This window comes from Mesorhizobium sp. M0139 (assembly GCF_040322455.1).
GTDB lineage: Bacteria > Pseudomonadota > Alphaproteobacteria > Rhizobiales > Rhizobiaceae > Mesorhizobium.
This window is the reverse complement of sequence record NZ_JAMYTN010000008.1, coordinates 1-18,157: the sequence shown is the minus strand read 5'-3', so window position 1 is coordinate 18,157 and position 18,157 is coordinate 1. Positions and strand designations below refer to the sequence as shown.

Annotated in this window: 22 protein-coding genes; 10 read left to right on the top strand and 12 right to left on the bottom strand. The window is 63.4% G+C overall.

The window, feature by feature from the left end:
• Nucleotides 1–20: 20 nt before the first annotated feature.
• The 7 genes from NKJ58_RS15155 to NKJ58_RS15125 form a co-directional block, all read right to left on the bottom strand.
• Nucleotides 21–500 carry a DUF992 domain-containing protein gene (locus NKJ58_RS15155; protein WP_023671135.1) on the bottom strand — a complete coding sequence of 160 codons (480 nt, stop codon included), beginning with the start codon at nt 498–500 and terminating at the stop codon, nt 21–23.
• 89 nt (nt 501–589) lie between these two features.
• Complete coding sequence (locus tag NKJ58_RS15150) at nt 590–1,063, bottom strand: DUF992 domain-containing protein (protein ID WP_023671136.1); 474 nt, start codon at nt 1,061–1,063, stop codon at nt 590–592.
• Between the two features lie 258 nt (nt 1,064–1,321).
• Nucleotides 1,322–2,176, bottom strand: a complete 855-nt coding sequence (locus NKJ58_RS15145; RefSeq protein WP_023686462.1) for a tetratricopeptide repeat protein — start codon at nt 2,174–2,176, stop codon at nt 1,322–1,324.
• A 203-nt stretch (nt 2,177–2,379) separates the two neighbouring features.
• A complete protein-coding gene (gene rpsU, locus NKJ58_RS15140) occupies nt 2,380–2,658 on the bottom strand; it encodes a 30S ribosomal protein S21 (protein WP_023671138.1) in 279 nt (92 codons plus the stop codon).
• A 176-nt stretch (nt 2,659–2,834) separates the two neighbouring features.
• Complete coding sequence (locus NKJ58_RS15135; protein WP_023740928.1) at nt 2,835–3,221, bottom strand: SET domain-containing protein; 387 nt, start codon at nt 3,219–3,221, stop codon at nt 2,835–2,837.
• A 105-nt stretch (nt 3,222–3,326) separates the two neighbouring features.
• Complete coding sequence (locus NKJ58_RS15130) at nt 3,327–4,085, bottom strand: SDR family oxidoreductase (RefSeq protein WP_352560350.1); 759 nt, start codon at nt 4,083–4,085, stop codon at nt 3,327–3,329.
• 133 nt (nt 4,086–4,218) lie between these two features.
• Nucleotides 4,219–4,587, bottom strand: a complete 369-nt coding sequence (locus tag NKJ58_RS15125; protein ID WP_023683195.1) for a YrdB family protein — start codon at nt 4,585–4,587, stop codon at nt 4,219–4,221.
• 202 nt (nt 4,588–4,789) lie between these two features.
• Between NKJ58_RS15125 and NKJ58_RS15120 the strand changes: the two genes are divergently transcribed.
• Genes NKJ58_RS15120 through NKJ58_RS15095 form a run of 6 tightly spaced genes read left to right on the top strand, consistent with a single transcriptional unit; the run spans nt 4,790 to nt 10,639 of the window.
• Nucleotides 4,790–6,043: a sarcosine oxidase subunit beta gene (locus tag NKJ58_RS15120; protein ID WP_023686460.1), complete on the top strand. Its 1,254-nt coding sequence runs from the start codon at nt 4,790–4,792 to the stop codon at nt 6,041–6,043.
• The gene (locus NKJ58_RS15115; protein ID WP_023686459.1) at nt 6,043–6,465 is read left to right on the top strand and encodes a hypothetical protein; all 423 of its coding nucleotides are present in this window, start codon (nt 6,043–6,045) and stop codon (nt 6,463–6,465) included. Before NKJ58_RS15120 ends, NKJ58_RS15115 begins: the two co-directional genes overlap by 1 nt.
• A 12-nt stretch (nt 6,466–6,477) precedes the next feature.
• Nucleotides 6,478–6,789, top strand: coding sequence for a sarcosine oxidase subunit delta (locus NKJ58_RS15110; protein WP_023683197.1), 312 nt, complete (start codon nt 6,478–6,480; stop codon nt 6,787–6,789).
• A complete protein-coding gene (locus tag NKJ58_RS15105; protein WP_352810645.1) occupies nt 6,786–9,779 on the top strand; it encodes a sarcosine oxidase subunit alpha in 2,994 nt (997 codons plus the stop codon). The genes NKJ58_RS15110 and NKJ58_RS15105 overlap by 4 nt, the downstream gene beginning before the upstream one ends.
• A complete protein-coding gene (locus NKJ58_RS15100) occupies nt 9,772–10,356 on the top strand; it encodes a sarcosine oxidase subunit gamma (protein ID WP_352853389.1) in 585 nt (194 codons plus the stop codon). Before NKJ58_RS15105 ends, NKJ58_RS15100 begins: the two co-directional genes overlap by 8 nt.
• A 52-nt stretch (nt 10,357–10,408) precedes the next feature.
• Entirely contained in the window at nt 10,409–10,639 is a 231-nt protein-coding gene (locus NKJ58_RS15095; protein ID WP_023691851.1) for a hypothetical protein, read from the top strand.
• 139 nt (nt 10,640–10,778) lie between these two features.
• On the opposite strand, the gene NKJ58_RS15090 is transcribed toward NKJ58_RS15095, so the two are convergent.
• Nucleotides 10,779–11,012: a DUF680 domain-containing protein gene (locus NKJ58_RS15090; protein WP_023671148.1), complete on the bottom strand. Its 234-nt coding sequence runs from the start codon at nt 11,010–11,012 to the stop codon at nt 10,779–10,781.
• Between the two features lie 186 nt (nt 11,013–11,198).
• The gene (locus NKJ58_RS15085) at nt 11,199–11,843 is read right to left on the bottom strand and encodes a TetR/AcrR family transcriptional regulator (RefSeq protein WP_023671149.1); all 645 of its coding nucleotides are present in this window, start codon (nt 11,841–11,843) and stop codon (nt 11,199–11,201) included.
• 113 nt (nt 11,844–11,956) lie between these two features.
• On the opposite strand from NKJ58_RS15085, the gene NKJ58_RS15080 reads away from it, so the two are divergent.
• Nucleotides 11,957–12,793 carry a hypothetical protein gene (locus NKJ58_RS15080; RefSeq protein ID WP_352853387.1) on the top strand — a complete coding sequence of 279 codons (837 nt, stop codon included), beginning with the start codon at nt 11,957–11,959 and terminating at the stop codon, nt 12,791–12,793.
• Nucleotides 12,794–13,043: 250 nt separating this feature from the next.
• Here NKJ58_RS15080 and NKJ58_RS15075 read toward each other — a convergent pair whose 3' ends face one another.
• From NKJ58_RS15075 to NKJ58_RS15065, 3 genes are read right to left on the bottom strand one after another with little or no spacing between them, the layout of a single operon-like run.
• The gene (locus tag NKJ58_RS15075; protein WP_023733517.1) at nt 13,044–14,078 is read right to left on the bottom strand and encodes a phosphotransferase; all 1,035 of its coding nucleotides are present in this window, start codon (nt 14,076–14,078) and stop codon (nt 13,044–13,046) included.
• Nucleotides 14,075–14,590: a MaoC family dehydratase gene (locus tag NKJ58_RS15070; protein WP_280790513.1), complete on the bottom strand. Its 516-nt coding sequence runs from the start codon at nt 14,588–14,590 to the stop codon at nt 14,075–14,077. The genes NKJ58_RS15075 and NKJ58_RS15070 overlap by 4 nt, the downstream gene beginning before the upstream one ends.
• Nucleotides 14,587–15,402: an SDR family oxidoreductase gene (locus NKJ58_RS15065; protein WP_023671153.1), complete on the bottom strand. Its 816-nt coding sequence runs from the start codon at nt 15,400–15,402 to the stop codon at nt 14,587–14,589. The genes NKJ58_RS15070 and NKJ58_RS15065 overlap by 4 nt, the downstream gene beginning before the upstream one ends.
• Before the next feature lie 127 nt (nt 15,403–15,529).
• Here NKJ58_RS15065 and NKJ58_RS15060 point away from each other — a divergent pair, with 127 nt between their 5' ends.
• From NKJ58_RS15060 to NKJ58_RS15050, 3 genes are read left to right on the top strand one after another with little or no spacing between them, the layout of a single operon-like run.
• Nucleotides 15,530–16,771, top strand: coding sequence for an acyl-CoA dehydrogenase family protein (locus NKJ58_RS15060; protein WP_023733516.1), 1,242 nt, complete (start codon nt 15,530–15,532; stop codon nt 16,769–16,771).
• Nucleotides 16,692–16,976, top strand: a complete 285-nt coding sequence (locus NKJ58_RS15055) for a zinc-binding dehydrogenase (protein ID WP_196813644.1) — start codon at nt 16,692–16,694, stop codon at nt 16,974–16,976. Before NKJ58_RS15060 ends, NKJ58_RS15055 begins: the two co-directional genes overlap by 80 nt.
• 11 nt (nt 16,977–16,987) lie before the next feature.
• The gene (locus NKJ58_RS15050) at nt 16,988–18,025 is read left to right on the top strand and encodes a zinc-binding dehydrogenase (RefSeq protein WP_023691846.1); all 1,038 of its coding nucleotides are present in this window, start codon (nt 16,988–16,990) and stop codon (nt 18,023–18,025) included.
• The last annotated feature ends 132 nt before the right edge of the window (nt 18,026–18,157 follow it).

Sequence of the window (18,157 nt, the reverse complement as noted above, 5' to 3'; positions counted from 1 at the left end):
CTCTCCGCTTGATGCGCCGGTCAGTTCTCAATGCTGCGCAGCTGAAACTGGCTGACGCCGATGGCAATGTTGATACCGGTCTGCGTCTGCAGGCTGAGCGGCTGCAGAGTGAAGGCCTGCGAGGAGCCGCCGACCAGGAGATTGGCGCCGGCGCCGACCGCCGCGGTCACTTCGGCGCTGGCGCCGATATAGTCGCCGGCCAACGCGCCGGGCGCATAGATGTTCCTCAGCGGCGTCAGCACCAGCCATTGCATGACGGTCTGCTTGGTGGTGCCGATGTCGAGCCCGTATTTGTTGACGGCGCCGAAATAGGCTTCCGGCGAAAAGCTCTTGTCGGCCGGCGTGAAGGTGCAGCTCAGATCCTTGCTGGAGCCGAAGATGAAGCCGGTGCCGCCGCCGATGGCGCAATCGAGCACACCGAGTTCGATACCCTGGCCTTGCGCTTGGGCCTGGGCGGTACAGATGATGGTGATAGCGGCGGCGATGGCTGGTTTCAGCACGGCGGATCCCCCAAAAAGCATGCGGCGCGAAACAGTAACCTGTTCCGCGCCGCGCGTAGAGGGATCAGTCGATCCTTATTTGCCGATGCTTATTTGAACGAGTGGATCAGCTCCAGGGAGGTCACGGCGACCGCTACATTGACGCCGGTCTGCGCCTGGACGCTGAGCGGCTCCAGCACAAAGGCGCCGTCCAGCCCGCCGACCAGCAGATTGGCGCCGCCGCCGGTCACCACGCTCGCCTCGGCGTTGACGCCGTAATAATGGCCGGCAAGGTCGCCCTCGTCATGGCCGCGGGTGGCGGCCAGAACCGCCCACACCAGCTGGCCCTGATGCGTCTGGCCGAGATCGACGCCGAGCTTGGAGATCATCCCCGTGTATTTCTCGGACGGCCCATGGTGATAAGGACGGAACGTGCAGTCGACGCCCTTGTTCGACGTGATGACGTAACCGACGCCGCCGTCGATGGTGCAATCGAGCGTGCCGAGCTGAAGCTTGCCGGCGCTGGCGGGAACGGCAAGCAGCGTCGTGGCAAGTGCCGCGGCACAGATGATTTTCTTGATCATGGGTCAGTCCTTTCGAAAAATGCCTTCAACAACGGTTGAATGGCCCGGAGCGTTCCGCTGAAAACTTGGCGCGATCAAGGCAAGGGTTAACGCTTTGCCCCCGGTGGTTAAGATTGGGTGATAGTGGGGTTTTCTGGATACGCAATCCCTAGGGGACGGGCTCTGCGCTTTCCCGGGGAGAAACCGCTCACGCGGCGCACTGCATCAGGAATGGAACGTTGTTATAAAAGGCCGCCGATGGCGGCGCGCGGCCGCATCTCAGCCAGCGGTGGCGCCCGATGTGCGCGACAGGCCGTCCTTGGCCGGCTGGTAGGTCGGGTCGAGATGGACGGCTTCGCGGTAGGCCTTCGAGGCCTTGACCTTGTCGCCGCGGCGCTCGTAGATCAGCGCCTGGTTGGACCAGGCTTCGGCGTTCTTGCCGTCGAGCTTGATGGCCATGTTGAAGTCGGAGAAGGCGTTGTCCTCGTCATTCATGGCGAGATAGGAGAGGCCGCGGCCATTATAGGGTTCGGCGGCGTCCGGCGCCAGCGAGATGGCGGTCGAGAAATCCTCGATGGCAAACTTGTGCTGGCCCTGGCTCTGATAGATCAGGCCGCGATTGTGGTAGGCGCGGGCATCCGTGGTGTCGAGCTGGATCGCCTTCTGGAAATCGTTGAAGGCCTGCTGGGTCTGGCCGGCCTTGCGATAGAGGTTGCCGCGGCCGATATAGGCGGCGTCATAATTTGCATTGATCTGGATCGAGCGGTTGTAGTCGGCAAGGGCGGCCGCCTGGTTGCCGAGGAAGCGCTGGATCAGCGCCCGGTTCGAATAGGCCTGGTAGAAATTCGGGTTGAGCTGGATGGCGGTGTCGAAATCCTTCAGCGCCGCCTGGTACTGGCCGCCACGGCCATAGGCCGAGCCGCGCACATTGTAGCCTTCCGGATCCTGCGGATTGCGCTGGATCACCGCCGACAGCGAGGAGATGTTCTCGCTCGAGCCTTGCGCCTTGTCGATGTTGTTGAATTCGCCGGTCGGAACGCTCTGGCAACCGGCCAGCACCAGGCCGGACATCAGGGCTGCCGCCAGGGCCAAACCGCGCATTGTGGTTTTGCGCTCTACGCCGATTGCGTTCATGTCTGCCCTGTCCTCACTTCAGCCGCGCCGTCCAGGTCCCCCTCCGGGCCGGGTCACAGATTGTCGTAACAAAATCTAGAACGCCGTTTGCGCGTTCAAGGGAACGGCCTCCAACAGAATGGCGGCGCTCCAAACAAAAAGGTGGCGGCGATTCCGCATCGCGCCACCTCAGAGTATCCTTCGAAAAGGACGAAAAATTGGCGTCAGAACCGCGGCGGACGCGGAGCACCACCAGGACCACCGGCGGCGCCGGCAGCAACCGGGCGCGGCGTCATCGGCAGCAGGCCTTCGCGCTGGGCGCGCTTGCGGGCCAGCTTGCGGGCGCGGCGAACGGCTTCGGCCTTTTCACGGGCGCGCTTCTCGGAAGGCTTCTCGTAATGGCCGCGCATCTTCATTTCGCGGAAAATGCCTTCGCGCTGCATCTTCTTCTTGAGAGCGCGAAGCGCCTGATCAACGTTATTGTCGCGGACGAGTACCTGCACGGGCAATCCTGTCTTTCGGGTTTGATATCAACAGGCAAGTGACCATAGCCACATGCCTCCGCGGCGCTTTACACCACGAATTGTGGCGGCTGATAGCAGAATCAGGCCGCGCTGTCCACACTGGAAATGAAGGACAACCGCCTATTTGCCACGGCAGCCCCGAGATAGGGCGCCAACTAGGCGTTGGCCAGATGGAGCCGTGCGAAATCCTCGAAGAATTCGCCGTAATCGCAGGTAATTTCCTCGCCGGCTGATATATCTCGAGTGGCGGTGGCGCCGCCATATTGCGAAAAATCCGTGTTCGGCCGCTCGGCGTGGTTCATGAAGCGGCCATTATCGACTTCATAGACCATGAAGCCGGGACGGTCGGGGCTCGGATAGGCATAGCGGTCGAGCAATTCCTTGAGGTGCGGCGGCGCCGCCTCGTATTTGTCCATCGGGATCAGCCGGTCGAAATCCGGATCGAGCCGCCATATCGAGGCGCCCTTCCTGATCGGCTCGGCGGCGAACACGCCGACGCCTTCGATTGCGCTCTGGGCGACATAGGTCCTGATCAGCAGCATGTCCGTCCTCCTCACCCGAAACCGAATCGCCAAATCGCGTGGAAAAAGCAAGTCCGGTTTCGGGTTCTATGGCTGATCGGCGCGGGCGATGGCCCGCGAAATGCTTCACGTCCGGGTGATCGAGACGCCGCCATCGGCAAACAGCGCCGATCCTGTGGTGAAGCTCGACGCATCCGATGCCAGGAAGAGCGCAGCGCGGGCGATCTCTTCAGGCACAGCGACACGTTTCAAGGCATGCAGGTTTTCCACTAAAGCGCGTGATTCCGGCGTCTTGAATGTTGCCGACGGGGTGTCGGTGCCACCCGGCATCAGCGCGTTGACCCGCACGCCCCTGGGGCCGTATTCGGCGGCCAGTACCTGCGTCAGGCCGATCAGTCCGGCCTTGCTCGCGGCATAGCTGGTCATGCCCGGCATGCCGACTGTGTGACCGACGAAGGTCGAGGTGAAGATCAGCGATCCGCCGCCGCGTTCGACCATCGCCGGCACCTGGTATTTCGCGCCGAGAAAGGCGCTGGTCAGATTGGCGTCGAGCGTCTCGCGCCATCCGTCCAGCGACAGTTCCGAAATCGGACCCATCGTTCCGACGGAGCCGACATTGTTGAAGGCGATATCGAGCCCGCCGAATTTTTCGACGGCGAGATCGACGAGGGCTTTTGCATAGGCTTCGTCGCGGACATCGCCGGCAAGCGCGACTGCCGTGCCGTCGGCGTCCTCGATTTCGACGACCAGCGCATCGAGTTCGGCCTGGCGGCGGGCGGCGATGACGACCCTGGCGCCTTCTTCGGCGAAGAGTTTTGCGGTGGCGCGGCCGATGCCGGAACTGGCGCCGGTGACGATCGCTATTTTATTGGTGAGTGCGAACATTTTTTACATCCTTTCATCGCGCCGGCTGTGCCGGCAACCGGGATGTTGATCGCAGTTCGGGACGGTGCTAGCCACCCGATACGTGCTCGACTTGCTGAATGGCTTCGCAGCGGCACAAGCGCCGCGCGCCGGACTATTGCTTCAGCAGCCAGCCGAGGCGATCGAGCGAAAATGCGTAGCTGATGGCGATGAGCAGCGTGATGACAACGCCCGTGGTTGTGTGACCGGCGGCATAGAATCCGGCTGCACCGCCAAACAGGATGGCCAGTTCAAGCACCAGCCTGACTGCGCCTGGTACAGGAACCGGCGCGCGTCCGGACCGGCTCGGGTCGCCGCGCACCGCGAAGGTTCCCCACAGCGCAGCTGCAATGAACGGCAAGGCCAAGGCGAGGACCCAGCGCCACCATCCGCCGGAGAGGCTCCAGCCGGCAAAGCCGAGGCCAAGCAAGGCGGCAAGTTCCAGCAGGAAACGCAACGTCAGATTCCACCAGGCGTTGCCCATATCCGTCCTCCAGAGTCTCGCGATCGCCAGTGTGTCCGAACGCAGCCATGCCTGCCAGCCCGGGCAGGTCTTTTCCACCGCGGCGCAAAACGGCAAGCGCCGTCGCAAACAGCGCAAGGGTGGAAGCGCCGTTTCGCTAGTGATACACCTCGCGCGCCGGGGCTGCGTAAAATACCCCACCGCCATTTGCGAGGCTGGAACGTTGAAAAAATATTCGGTATTCGCCATCGCCCGCGAGGCCATGCGCGGCCACAAGGGCTGGGAGGAACAATGGTCCTCGCCGGAACCGAAGAAGGAATATGACGTCATCATCGTCGGCGCCGGCGGTCATGGCCTGGCCACCGCCTACTATCTCGCCACCGTGCACGGCATCACCAATGTCGCGGTGCTGGAAAAGGGCTGGCTAGGCGGCGGCAACACCGGGCGCAACACCACCATCATCCGCTCCAACTATCTCTATGACGAGAGCGCCGGCATTTACGACCATGCGCTGAAGCTGTGGGATGGGCTCTCCCAGGAACTCAACTACAACGTCATGTATTCGGCGCGCGGCGTCATGATGCTGGCGCACAATGTGCACGACATCCAGGTGCTGAAGCGCCATGTCCATGCCAACCGTCTCAACGGCATCGACAATGAATGGCTGACGCCTGAGCAGGCGAAGGAATTCTGCCCGCCGCTCAACATTTCCAGGCAGGCGCGCTATCCCGTTGTCGGCGCCGCCTTGCAGCGGCGAGGCGGCACGGCGCGTCACGATGCGGTGGCCTGGGGCTATGCGCGCGGCGCTTCGGCGCGCGGCGTGCACATCATCCAGAATTGCGAGGTCACCGGCGTCAAGCGGGCGGCCAATGGCGCGGTCATGGGCGTCGACACGACGCGCGGCTTCATCGGCGCCAAGAAGGTCGGTGTGGTGGCTGCAGGCCATTCCTCGGTGATCATGAACATGGCCGGCGTGCGCATGCCGCTGGAAAGCTATCCGCTGCAGGCGCTGGTGTCGGAGCCGGTTAAGCCGGTGGTGCCTTGCGTGGTGATGTCGAACACGGTGCACGCCTACATCTCGCAGTCCGACAAGGGCGAACTGGTGATCGGCGCCGGTACCGACCAGTATGTCTCCTATTCGCAGACCGGCGGCCTGCACATTTTGCAGCATACGCTGGACGCCATCTGCGAGATGTTCCCGATCTTCACCCGCATGAAGATGCTGCGCTCGTGGGGCGGCATCGTCGACGTGACGCCCGACCGTTCGCCGATCCTGGCCAAGACGCCGGTATCAGGCCTCTATGTCAATTGCGGCTGGGGCACGGGCGGCTTCAAGGCAACGCCCGGCTCAGGCCATGTCTTTGCCCACACGATTGCCAAGGACGATCCGCATCCGATCAACGCGCCCTTCACCATCGAGCGCTTCCGCACCGGGCGCCTCATCGACGAGGCAGCAGCGGCGGCGGTGGCGCACTGATGATGGTGGAACTGGCTGTAGCGGTGCCGCTGGTGCTGGCGGGGGAGCAGGACCTGTTCCATTTTCCGTCACCGGACGAGGTGCGGACGCAGCCGATCAGCCGCGCCGGCAACGAAGCCAATTGGCCGTTTTCGATCGACGCCGGCATTCTGGCATGCGTGTGGAGCGGTGGCCAGAAGGTGGTCATCTTCATGGAGAACAGGCCCTCCGATCTCGGCGAGGACGACACATTCGATGCGCGCAGCGTCATCGTAACGACCGATCCGTTTCAGCTCACGATCGGCAACATGGCGTATCGCGAGCTGTTTCGCCCCGCCGCAAGTGTAGAGGAGCGCATTCGGCTCGTCGCGCCTTTTGCGGCGATGGGCCAGAGGCTTTGCAACCAACCGGCCGGCGCGCATGTCGGCCACGGCGAATTGTAGGAACGAACGATAATGCTTCTCATCCGCTGCCCCTATTGCGAGGAAGAGCGCCCGGAGCTCGAGTTCCGTAACGCCGGCGAGGCGCATATTGCGCGTTCGGCCAACATGGCGGGCGAGAGCGACGACGACTTCGAAAAGTTCTTCTTCATCCGCTCGAACCCCAAGGGCATCATCTATGAGCGCTGGCGCCACATCCATGGCTGCGCGCGTTTCTTCAACGCGGTGCGCGACACCGTCACCGACAAGTTCGTCATGACTTACAAAGCCGGCGAGCCGAAACCGTCCAAGCTGCCCAAAAACTCCAACGAAATGGCTTCCAAATGAGCGGCGCGTTCCGCATTCCGAGCGCCGGCCGTCTCAGCCAGGCCAAGACCGCGCGGTTCTCTTTCGACGGCCAGTCTTACACCGGCATCGAAGGCGACACGCTGGCCTCGGCGCTGCTTGCCAATGGCGTGCATCTGGTGGGACGTTCGTTCAAGTATCACCGTCCGCGCGGCTTCCTGTCGGCCGGAGCGGAAGAGCCAAATGCGCTGGTCGAGGTCAAGCGCGACGCGGCACGCAAGGCGCCCAACATCCGCGCCACGGTGCAGGAGCTCTATGACGGGCTCGTCGCCAACTCGCAAAACCGCTGGCCGTCGCTCGCCTTCGACGTCGGCGCGGTCAACGATCTGGCATCGCCGCTGTTTTCGGCCGGTTTCTACTACAAGACCTTCATGTGGCCGAAGGCGGCCTGGAAGAGTCTCTACGAGCCGAAGATCCGCGCCGCGGCGGGTCTCGGCGTTTCGCCCGACAAGCCAGATCCCGACCATTATTCCTCGCGCTATGCGCATTGCGACGTGCTGGTGCTGGGCGGCGGTGCGGCCGGCATCGCGGCAGCGCTTGCCGCTGCCGAAACCGGCGCGCGTGTCATCCTCGTCGACGAGCAGGCCGGCTTCGGCGGCAGCCTGCGTTTCGAGAGCGGCGCCAGGATAGACGGCCATGACGGCTTTGGCTGGGCGCAAGCAGCGGTAGCCAAGCTTGCCGCCATGGACAATGTCCGTGTGCTCTCGCGCACGACGGCGTTCGGCTATTACGCGCAGAATTTCGTCGGCCTGGTCGAGCGGGTCAGCGACCATCTGCAAAACCCCGGCCACGATTTGCCGCGCGAGCGCCTATGGCAGGTACGCGCCAAGCGCGTGGTGCTGGCGACCGGCGCCATCGAACGCCATATGGTGTTTACCGACAATGACCGGCCCGGCATCATGCTGGCCTCGGCGGCGCGGACTTATCTCAACCAGTACGGTGTCGCGGTCGGCAAAAATGTCGGCGTCTACACCGCCAATGACTCGGCCTACTCCGCCGCGATCGACCTGAAGAAGGCCGGCGTCAACGTGGCGGCGATCGTTGACCTGCGCGACCATCCGACCGGACCTGTGATCGACGAGGCGAGGGCGCTCGGGATCGAGGTCAATTTCGGCCGCGCGGTGATCCGCGCCGGCGGCAAGTTGCGCGTGACCTCGATGACGGTGCAGCCGAAGAATGGGGGCGGCGAGCGCACCATTCCGGTCGACGCCATCCTGATGTCGGCCGGCTGGACGCCGTCGGTGCATTTGTTCTCACAGTCGCGCGGCAAGGTCGCCTTCAATGACGAGACCAAGCGCTTCGTGCCGGGCATCTATGCGCAGGACTGCGTTTCGGTCGGCGCCTGCAACGGTACGGATGGGCTCTCGGCGTCGATCGACGAAGCCTATGCGGCCGGCGCCAAGGCGGCGAAGGATGCGGGCGGCAAAGTGGCCAAGGGCGTTAAGCCGAAGGTCGACGCGTCGGAAAGCTGGTCGCGCGGCATGCTGGGCGCGGCGCCCGGCGCCGGGCCGGACAAGACGGTCAAGGCCTTCGTCGATTTCCAGAACGACGTCACCGCCAAGGACATCCGCCAGGCGGTGCATGAAGGCATGCGCTCGATCGAGCACGTCAAGCGCTTCACCACCAACGGCATGGCGACCGACCAGGGCAAGACCTCCAACATGCACGGCCTGGCGATTGCCGCCGAGACGCTGGGCAAGCCGATCCCCGAGGTCGGGCTGACCACGTTCCGCGCACCCTATACGCCTGTCACTTTCGGCGCGATCGTCAGCCATTCGCGCGGTCCGCTGTTCGACCCGACACGCAAGACCGCGATCCATCCCTGGGCGGAAGCTCAAGGCGCGGTGTTCGAGGATGTCGGCCAGTGGAAGCGCGCCTGGTATTTCCCCAAACCCGGCGAGGACATGCACAAGGCGGTCGACCGCGAATGCGTCGCTGTGCGCAGCAATGCCGGCCTGTTCGATGCCTCGACGCTGGGCAAGATCGAAGTGGTCGGACCGGATGCGGCCAGGTTCATGGAACTGCTCTACACCAATCCATGGGAGAAGCTGGAACGCGGCCGCTGCCGCTATGGCATCATGCTGCGCGAGGACGGCTTCATCTATGATGACGGCGTCGTCGGCCGACTGGCGCCGGATCGTTTCCATGTGACGACGACAACCGGCGGCGCGCCGCGCGTCATGAACCACATGGAGGACTATCTCCAGACCGAGTTCCCGCATCTCAATGTCTGGCTGACGTCGATCACCGAACAATGGGCGGTCATCGCCGTGCAGGGGCCGAAGTCGCGCGACATCATTGCACCGCTGGTCGAAGGCGTCGACATGTCGGACGAGGCGCTGCCGCATATGTCGGTGCGCGAAGGCAAGATCTGCGGCGTGCCGACCAGGCTGTTTCGCATGTCGTTCACCGGCGAGCGCGGTTTTGAAGTCAACGTGCCGGCCGATCACGGCCAGGCCGTCTGGGAAGCGCTGTGGGCCGAGGGCCAAAAGCATGGCGCGACTGCCTACGGCACCGAGGCGATGCACGTGCTGCGCGCCGAAAAGGGCTACATCATCGTCGGGCAGGACACGGACGGTACGGTGACGCCGAACGATGCCGGGCTCGACTGGGCGGTCGGCAAGAAGAAGACCGATTTCGTCGGCATTCGCGGCCTGACGCGGCCCGATCTGGTCGCCAAGGGCCGCAAGCAGCTGGTCGGCTTGAAGACCAAGGACCCGAAAGTGGTGCTTGAGGAAGGCGCGCAGATCGTCGCCGACCCGAAGCAGGCGATCCCGATGAAGATGATCGGTCACGTCACATCCAGCTACTGGTCGGAAAATTGCGGTCGCTCGATCGCGCTGGCGCTGGTTGCCGGCGGGCGCGACCGGATGGGCGACACGCTCTATGTGCCGATGCCGAACGGGATGATCGAAGTGGAGGTTACCGGCATGGTGTTCTTCGACGAGACGGGAGGGCGCCTCAATGGCTAAGGCTGCTGCAAAGAAGACGGCCCCAGCTGCAGCGCCGTCGGTCGAGCGCCGCCCGGCCCTGGCTGAACGCGTCGTTTCCGCAACGGATGTCAAGGTCGAGGTGCTGCCGCCGGCGGAGCGCATGTCGCTGCGCGCGCCGGAGGCTTCCGTCGCGGCGCTGTCGAAGGCGCTCGGCCTGACCTTGCCGAAGCAGCCGAAAACTTCGGCGTCGAAGACAGGGCGCACGGCGCTGTGGCTTGGCCCTGACGAGTGGCTGGTTATCGATGAGGCTGGCAAGGATCCGCTGGCCGATCGTGCTGGGGTTGCCGCATTGCATTCGGCGGTCGGCATCTCGCACCGCAACGTCGCCTTCGCCGTCACCGGCCCGGCGGCTGCCGCCGCGATCAATGCAGGCTGCCCGCAGGATTTGTCGCTCGAGGCTTTTCCGGTGGGCGCGGCGTCGCGCACCATTCTCGGCAAGTGCGAAATCCTGCTGTTGCGCACGGCAGCCGACGCTTTCCGGGTCGAGTGCTGGCGTTCCTTCTCGGACTATGTCTTTACTTTCCTGTCGGAAGCAGCCAGCGGCGCGGCGGCGTAGGAACGTTTGACGGGTCAAGCCGTTCTGCTTCCCCCATCAGGGAGAACATACGATGCCGTCGAAAGCGCCGCCGAAGTCAGCTGGCAAGACGTCCGCCGTGCGCTCACTCGAACATGAGCAGCATCACGAGGTGACTGCCGAAGAAGAGGAACTCGAGGAAGGCCTCGAGGACACGTTTCCGGCCAGCGATCCGGTGTCGATCACCTCGACCGCCATCCCAGGCGCGCCGGCAAGACCCGGCAAGGCCAAGACGGTGCCGGGTCGCAAACCGCGCAAGAAATAACCCGTTCGGCTACGCCAGGTTTGAACTCAGGAAAAGCCGGCTTGCGCTGAGGAAATGGGGGCGCTGAGGAAAAACGGGCGGCCGGGATTATCCTGCCGCCCTTAAATTAATCGTTGTGCTGTGGTCGAGCCCGATCAACTTAGAACGTGCTCGGCACGATCCATGGGTTGATCTCGATGCCGAGACGCGGGCTCTTGGCCTTGACGTCGGACTTTTCGACCGAGCCGGTCACGGCGCAATCGAGCTTGGCATTGGTCGTGGTGTCGACGCAGGTGGCGGCGGGGGCCTGCTTGGTCGAGTGTGTGTTGTTGGCGGCGAAAGCCGAGCCGGAGAGAGCCAGCACGGTGGCGAGAGCGAGAAGGGTCTTGTTCATGTCTGTCTCCATCGGTTAAATTCTTTTCGTACATGTACGATACAACGTACACATACGCCCACCGAGATGGGTTTTCAAGTCGGAAAACGTACGCGTACGAAAAATCTTTTGGAACGCCGAAAATTGCGGCGCACTGACACAGCCGAAGCTGTCAGGCCGGACGTTGAATTGGAGGGGCGGGGATGCTCAGCAGTCGACCGGGGTCTCGGTCAGCGGCGGCACATTCTGAGTGCTGAGCGTGGCGAGTGTGAAATCGCACATCCGCGTCACGAAAGCCTGCGGATCGCCGAAGGGGTAGAACGGGAACGTGATCAAAAGCGAGATGGTGCCGTGGCCGACTGCCCAAAGCATGGTGGCGATGGCGCGCGGATCGCCCTGCAGCTTGCCTGCAGCAACGCAGGCCTCGACCCTGGATATCAGCGCTTTCATCGCCGGGTTGGCCTCTTCCATGTCCTCATAGCTTCTGCCTTCCGGCAGCTTGGTCTTTTCGGTCATGAACACGGTGCGGTATTCGTTGGGATTGCCGAGCCCGAAGGCAGCATATTCGGTCATCACCGCACGCAAGGCCTCGATCGGATCGTCGGAAGGATGCTCCTCGATGCGGCGGGCAAGTGTTTCGAAGGCATCCTCGGCCAGCGCAAACAGGATGTCTTGCTTGTCGGCGAAGTAGGAATAGACCGACATCGGAGCATAGCCGACCCGCTTGGCCAACTTGCGAATGGTCAGGCCTTCATAGCCCTCTTCCTTGACGAGCTTGTGGGCTGCGTCGAGCAGTTCGGAACGCAGTTCGGCCTTTTGTTTCTCGCGGCGTTTCTGGACGCTCAGTGGCAAGATCCGGTGCCTTTGGTTGGTTGTGCATGACTAAATATATACGCTGTACGGAAACGGGCAAGGGCGCTGTCAGGGACATCAAAAAGCGACCTCAAGCTTTCTCTCGAATAGTTGTGCCCGTTCTGGTCCATGTCGCCAGCATCTATGTCACAGCATGTGTAACCTGGGCGCACGCAGGCAACATCGGACTGTTACAAACAAAGCCTATTTGGCGGCTCTGCAAGAAATTTCGGTTTTGGGGGGCCTCTATGGCTGCGATAGAGCTTTCGTCCGGGCTGCCGGGCGCACATCCACTTTCTCATGGCGCAAGGCTAGCGCTCAGGCGGGTCGTGATAGTCGCATGGCTGGCGATCGCAATCGGCTTCGCCATGGAAGCGCTTATCTTGACTGCCGGATTTGCGGCAGGTTCGCACCCGGCGCCAACCCAGGTTCTGATAGACTTGGCGCAAGGCGTGACCTGGTCATTCTTCGTCTGCGCCGGCGTCAGCCTCGGCACGGCGATCACCAAGGTGCGAGCCTCGCTTGGCGGCCTTATCGCCATGATCTCGGGGCCGCTGGCCATGGGCATCGCCAAAGGTACGCAAAAGGTGATGGTGAGCGCGCTTGATGTATCGGCAAAGCCCGTGATCCTGTCGCTCACCACGCTCGGTATGTTGCGGGCGATCGAGTATGGCTTGCTGGGCTGGATGCTGGCTTCGCTGGCATCCAAGGAGGAACCTCGCTCGCTGCATTTCATGCTGGCGGGTGCCTTGGCCGGCGCGGTGTTCGGCGGCGGGATCACGGCGCTGACGATCGAGACCGCCGCAGCCAAGGACATTGCGCTGGCATTGCCGCAGGCTGTCGCCACCGGCCTCATTGAGATCGTGTTTCCGATCGGATGCTCGCTGGTCGTCTACATCGCCCTGCAAGTCAGCCGGCACATGAAGTTCATTTCCAGCGATGCGCGCTAGAGCCGGATGATTTCAGGTCGAATTGACCTGAAATCTGAATCCGGCTCTAAATCAAACAGATAGAGCATGATGTCGTCCGAAAACCGCTTCACACTTTTCGGCATCATGCTCTGTCTACAGACGGTGATCGGTTTGCGTCCTGTTTCCAGGCCGGTTGCCACCACCTCCGTATGGGCTTGCTCCCCGGTCGAGGACGGAACTGATCCGATCTGTCATTAAATCGCGCCGACCACAATATCTCATTGTCGAGTCAGGTTCGGTCGATCAGCTTGGCGGCAAGGTGCGACAGCAGCTTCACCGCTTGACCATAGGTCTTGGCCTTTTCGGGGTTGGAGGCGTTGCCGTCGAGCGCCCGCTTGTAGACACCCTGGCAGATGGCCGCCAAACGGAAGAAGGAGAAGGCGAGGAAGAAGCTCCAATTGTCGATGCCGCCCAGCCCGCGCCGCCGGCAATAGGCGGCGACGTACGCGTCCTCGGAAGGAAGGCCGAGGGCTGCGCGGTCGACGCCGCCAAGACCGCGAAAGCCCGAGGCGTGCGGCAGGCGCCATTGCATGCATTGATAGGCGATGTCGGCGAAGGGATCGCCGAGTGTCGACAGTTCCCAGTCGAGCACCGCCAGCACTTTCGGCTCACTGGCTGCGAAGATCATGTTGTCCAGCCGGTAGTCGCCATGCACGAGGGATATCCGGCCGTCATCGGCCGGCGTATGCGTCTCCAGCCAGGCGATCAGCCGGTCCATGTCGGCGACCGTGCCGGTCTCCGAGGCGCGGTACTGGCTGGTCCAGCGTGCCAGCTGGCGTTCGAAGTAATTGCCGGGTTTGCCGAAATCGCCGAGCCCGACCGCCTCGACATCGACATCGTGCAGGGCCGCCAGCGTGGCGTTCATAGCATCGTAGAGGGCGGCGCGCTCATCGTTGCCAGTGGCCTCCGGCACTGCCGGATCCCAGAAGATGCGGCCGTCGAGAAAATCCATGACGTAGAACATGCGGCCGATCGGCGTCGCCTCCGCCGACAGATGCAGCATCGCCGGCACCGGCACGGCGGTGCCGGCCAGCGCCTTCATGACCGTGAATTCGCGGTCGACCTGATGCGCCGATTTCAGCAACTGGCCCGGCGGCTTGGCGCGCAGGACATAGCGGCCGCTGGCCGCGGTCAGCAGATAGGTCGGGTTCGACTGGCCGGATTTGAATTTTTCGATGGAATGAAGCCTGGCAAAACCCGGGATGTGCGCCTCGAGATAGGGCGCTAGTGCCGTCCGGTCCAGCGCGTTGGCGTCGCCGCTCATGCGGTCTCCGGCTCACGCTCGATCAGCGTCAGCGTCAGCCAGCGCGCCGTCAGCGCCGGCTTCTTCGAGCCTTCGATCTCGATGGTCACGTCATGCGCCGTCTGCACCCAGCCCGACGGCCTGACCTTGACGTCGGCCAGCACGAAGCGGGTGCGGATGCGCGCGCCGGTCTTCACCGGCGCCAGGAAGCGCAGCGAATCGAAACCGTGGTTGACGCCCATCTTGCCCTTTTCCAGCGGCGGCATGGTCTCGAAGGTCATCGCCGAGAGCAGCGACAACGACAGGAAGCCATGCGCGATGGTGCCGCCGAACGGCGTCTCGTTTTTGGCCCGCTCGGGGTCGCAATGGATGAACTGGTGGTCGTCGGTGGCGTCGGCGAACTGGTCGATCATGGTCTGTGTGACCTCGCGCCATGGCGAGACGCCGACTTCCTTGCCGACGCTGGCCAGAAGCACATCGAGACTGATCGGTTCCACTGCGGTGTCCTCCCCTTGCCGCCGACCGCGGCTCATTCCTTGAACAATGTCAGCCCATGCTGCACCGACTGCCCGCCGTCGATCGGCAGGATGGCGCCGGTGACATAGGAACCGGCACGGCTGCACAAATAGAGCGTTGCGCCGCCGATGTCATCCGCCACGCCGATACGGCCGATGGGGACATGGCTGCCGACATGTCTGGCCTTTTCTTCGGTGCCGGTGGCAAAGGCGGTCATCCGGCTCTGGAAGGGGCCGGGGGCGAAGGCGTTGACGGTGATGCGCCGCGCCGCGAGTTCGATCGCCAGCGTGCGCGTCAGGTGGTGAACGGCGCCCTTGGACGCGGTGTAGGAATAGGCGTCGTCGGCCAGCGGCTGCGTGCCCATCACCGAGCCCAGGTTGATGACGCGGGCCGGATCGGCATCGCTCGCGGCGGCTTCCAGCAGCGGCAGCAATTCGCGCGTCAGATGGAAGACGGCGGTGACGTTGACGGCGAACACCTTGGCCCAGCCGCTATAGGGAAAATCCTCCAGGGAGGCACCCCAGGATATGCCGGCATTGTTGACCAGAATATGCAGCTTCTCGGTGCGCGCCTTGACCTCGCCGACCAGCGCGGCAATGCCTGCTTCGCTCGAGACGTCACCGGCAAAGCCTTCGGCACTGCCGGAGCCGCCGAGCCCGTTCAACTCAGCGGCGACCTTGATGCAATCCTCGCCCTTGCGTGAAGCGATCATCACGGTGGCGCCGGCTTGGACCAAAGCGGTCGCCACCATGCGGCCGATGCCGGTCGCGGCTCCCGTCACCAGCGCTGTCTTGCCGGCGACTGAGAACAGTTCTTCCAGATAGCTCATCGGAATTCCTCCGCGCTTTTCTGCTCACGGTCCGGGGCGAAAGGGGCTCGCGTTGACAAGGCTACCCGAAGTACGGTCATCCTTGCCACGGGTAAAGTGCCCAGATGCGTGAAAGGGTTGGAGACCGATGGCGGACATGAATCTCGGCATGACCGAGCGGCTGAAGCCGATCCACGCCCGTGTCGCCGCCATGGTGCGCGATGAGATCATGCCGCTCGATCATGATTTTTTGAGTGAGGTCGGCAAGGGCGGCGACCGCTGGGTCTACACCGCGCGGCAGACCGAGATCCTCGAGGGATTGAAGAAGACGGCCAAGGAGCGCGGCCTGTGGAATTTCTGGCTGACCGGGTCCGAGCGCGGCTATGGTCTCTCGACGGTCGAATACGCCTACCTCGCCGAGGAGATGGGCAAGGCGCATCTCGGCGCCGAGACCTTCAACTGCTCGGCGCCCGACACCGGCAATATGGAGGTGCTGGAGCGCTACGGCTCGGACGACCACAAGCAGGCATGGCTTGAGCCGCTGCTCGAGGGCAAGATCCGCTCGGCCTATCTGATGACCGAGCCGGACGTCGCTTCCTCCGACGCCACCAACATCGCCATGCGCTGCGAACGGCGAGGCGACGACTATGCACTCAACGGTGAGAAATGGTGGGCGTCGGGGGCCGGGGACCCGCGCTGCGCCATCTACATTGTCATGGTCCGCACCGGCGGCGAAGCCGAGCCGCAGCACCGCCGCCATTCGATGATCCTGGTGCCGTCCGACACCAAGGGCGTGATCAAGCTTCGACCGATGCAGGTCTATGGCGATGACGACGCGCCGCACGGCCACATGCACCTCCGCTTCGACAATGTCAGGGTATCGGCCGGAAACCTGATCCTCGGCGAGGGCAGGGGGTTCGAGATCGCGCAGGGGCGGCTCGGCCCCGGCCGCATTCACCATTGCATGCGCGCCATCGGCCAAGCCGAAATGGCGCTGGAGCTGCTGTGCCAGCGCTCGGTGCGCCGCGAGGCCTTCGGCCAGCCATTGGCCAAGCTCGGCGCCAATTTCGATATCATCGCCGAGTGCCGCATGGAGATCGAGATGGCGCGGCTGCTCTGCCTCAAGGCGGCGTGGATGATCGACCAGGGCGATGCGCGCGCAGCCGCGCCCTGGATCAGCCAGATCAAGGTCATCGCACCGCGCGTCGCGCTCAAGGTCACCGACGAGGCCGTGCAGATGTTCGGGGCGCAAGGCATCAGCCAGGACACGCCGCTGGCACGCTCATGGACGCATCTGCGAACCCTGCGCCTTGCCGACGGGCCGGACGCGGTGCACCGCCGGCAGGTGGCGCGTACGGAACTCAGGAAATACACGCAGGAAAAGGTCTGAGCGGATGAAGGCCATTATCGCCCGCGATTTCGCGCCGCTCGACCAGCTCGTCCATGCCGACAATCTGAAGGCGCTGGTCGGCTGGCATCTCGCCGGCAAGGTTCGGCCGGCCATCGAAGGCACTTATCCGCTGGCCGATGCCGCCGCCGTGGTGACGCGCGTGCTTGGCCGTGGCGCATCCGGCAAGCTCATCCTCAAACTGTAAGGAGCCCCGCCATGGCGATCCCCTCAGACATGAAAGCACTGCTGCTGACCGGCGACGGCTACACCAGGACGCCCTCCGGCAGTGCGCTGGAGGCGATGGAGCCGTATCTCAAGCTTGGCAGCATCGGCGTGCCGACGCCCGGACCGAGCCAGGTTCTAATCAAGGTCAGCCTCGCCTCGATCAACCCGTCCGACGTCATGTTCATCAAGGGCCAGTACGGTCAGCCGCGCGCCAAGGGCCAGCCGGCCGGCTTCGAGGGTGTCGGCACGGTCGTTGCCAGCGGCGACGAGCCCTATGCGAAAAGCCTGATCGGCAAGCGCATCGCCTTCACCACCGGCGTCACCAATTGGGGCGCGTGGGCGGACTATGCAGTTGCCGAAGCTGCCGGCTGCATTCCGCTGCTCGACACGGTCCGCGACGAGGATGGCGCGGCGATGATCGTCAACCCGCTCACGGCGCTCGCCATGTTCGACATCGTCAAGGAGACGGGCGAAAAAGCCTTCATCATGACCGCCGGCGCCAGCCAGCTTTGCAAGCTGATCGCGGGTCTCGCCAAGGAGGCTGGGTTCCGGCCGATCGTCACCGTACGCCGCGACGAGCAGATTCCGCTGTTGAAGGAGATCGGGGCTGCCCATGTGCTCAACGAGAAGGCGCCGGATTTCAAGGCAGCACTACGCGATGTGGTCAAGGCCGAGCAGCCGCGCATCTTCCTCGATGCCGTGACCGGGCCGCTGGCCTCGGCGATCTTCGACGCCATGCCGAAGCGCTCGCGCTGGATCATCTATGGACGGCTCGATCCGGACACCACTGTCATCCGTGAGCCCGGCCAGATGATCTTCCAACACAAGCACATTGAAGGCTTCTGGCTGGTCGAATGGATGCGCCAGTTCCGCGACAAGCGCGGCCCGGCGATCATGGAAGCACAGAAGCGCTTTTCGGATGGGCGCTGGTCAACCGACGTGACGGCGGTGCTACCGCTGGATGAGGCGATGGCGAAGGCCCCGGCGGAGCTGGCCAAGCCGAACGGGAAGGTGTTTATTAGGCCGTGACTTTCTACCCTCCCCCTTGTGGGGAGGGTCGACGAAAGAGCAATTTTCAGCTTTCGGCGGGGGGGGGGTCTTGGCTCCTACCTCAGTTATTCGCGGGAGCGATGGACCGCCGATAGTTGGCGCTGCTCCCCA

Bases quoted from the DNA above. Each gene is read 5' to 3' on its own strand.
- NKJ58_RS15150 (WP_023671136.1), bottom strand. From the start codon at position 1,063: ATGATCAAGAAAATCATCTGTGCCGCGGCACTTGCCACGACGCTGCTT.
- NKJ58_RS15145 (WP_023686462.1), bottom strand. From the start codon at position 2,176: ATGAACGCAATCGGCGTAGAGCGCAAAACCACAATGCGCGGTTTGGCC.
- NKJ58_RS15135 (WP_023740928.1), bottom strand. From the start codon at position 3,221: ATGCTGCTGATCAGGACCTATGTCGCCCAGAGCGCAATCGAAGGCGTC.
- NKJ58_RS15130 (WP_352560350.1), bottom strand. From the start codon at position 4,085: ATGTTCGCACTCACCAATAAAATAGCGATCGTCACCGGCGCCAGTTCC.
- NKJ58_RS15125 (WP_023683195.1), bottom strand. From the start codon at position 4,587: ATGGGCAACGCCTGGTGGAATCTGACGTTGCGTTTCCTGCTGGAACTT.
- NKJ58_RS15115 (WP_023686459.1), top strand. From the start codon at position 6,043: ATGATGGTGGAACTGGCTGTAGCGGTGCCGCTGGTGCTGGCGGGGGAG.
- NKJ58_RS15110 (WP_023683197.1), top strand. From the start codon at position 6,478: ATGCTTCTCATCCGCTGCCCCTATTGCGAGGAAGAGCGCCCGGAGCTC.
- NKJ58_RS15105 (WP_352810645.1), top strand. From the start codon at position 6,786: ATGAGCGGCGCGTTCCGCATTCCGAGCGCCGGCCGTCTCAGCCAGGCC.
- NKJ58_RS15100 (WP_352853389.1), top strand. From the start codon at position 9,772: ATGGCTAAGGCTGCTGCAAAGAAGACGGCCCCAGCTGCAGCGCCGTCG.
- NKJ58_RS15095 (WP_023691851.1), top strand. From the start codon at position 10,409: ATGCCGTCGAAAGCGCCGCCGAAGTCAGCTGGCAAGACGTCCGCCGTG.
- NKJ58_RS15090 (WP_023671148.1), bottom strand. From the start codon at position 11,012: ATGAACAAGACCCTTCTCGCTCTCGCCACCGTGCTGGCTCTCTCCGGC.
- NKJ58_RS15075 (WP_023733517.1), bottom strand. From the start codon at position 14,078: ATGAGCGGCGACGCCAACGCGCTGGACCGGACGGCACTAGCGCCCTAT.
- NKJ58_RS15070 (WP_280790513.1), bottom strand. From the start codon at position 14,590: ATGAGCCGCGGTCGGCGGCAAGGGGAGGACACCGCAGTGGAACCGATC.
- NKJ58_RS15065 (WP_023671153.1), bottom strand. From the start codon at position 15,402: ATGAGCTATCTGGAAGAACTGTTCTCAGTCGCCGGCAAGACAGCGCTG.
- NKJ58_RS15060 (WP_023733516.1), top strand. From the start codon at position 15,530: ATGGCGGACATGAATCTCGGCATGACCGAGCGGCTGAAGCCGATCCAC.
- NKJ58_RS15050 (WP_023691846.1), top strand. From the start codon at position 16,988: ATGGCGATCCCCTCAGACATGAAAGCACTGCTGCTGACCGGCGACGGC.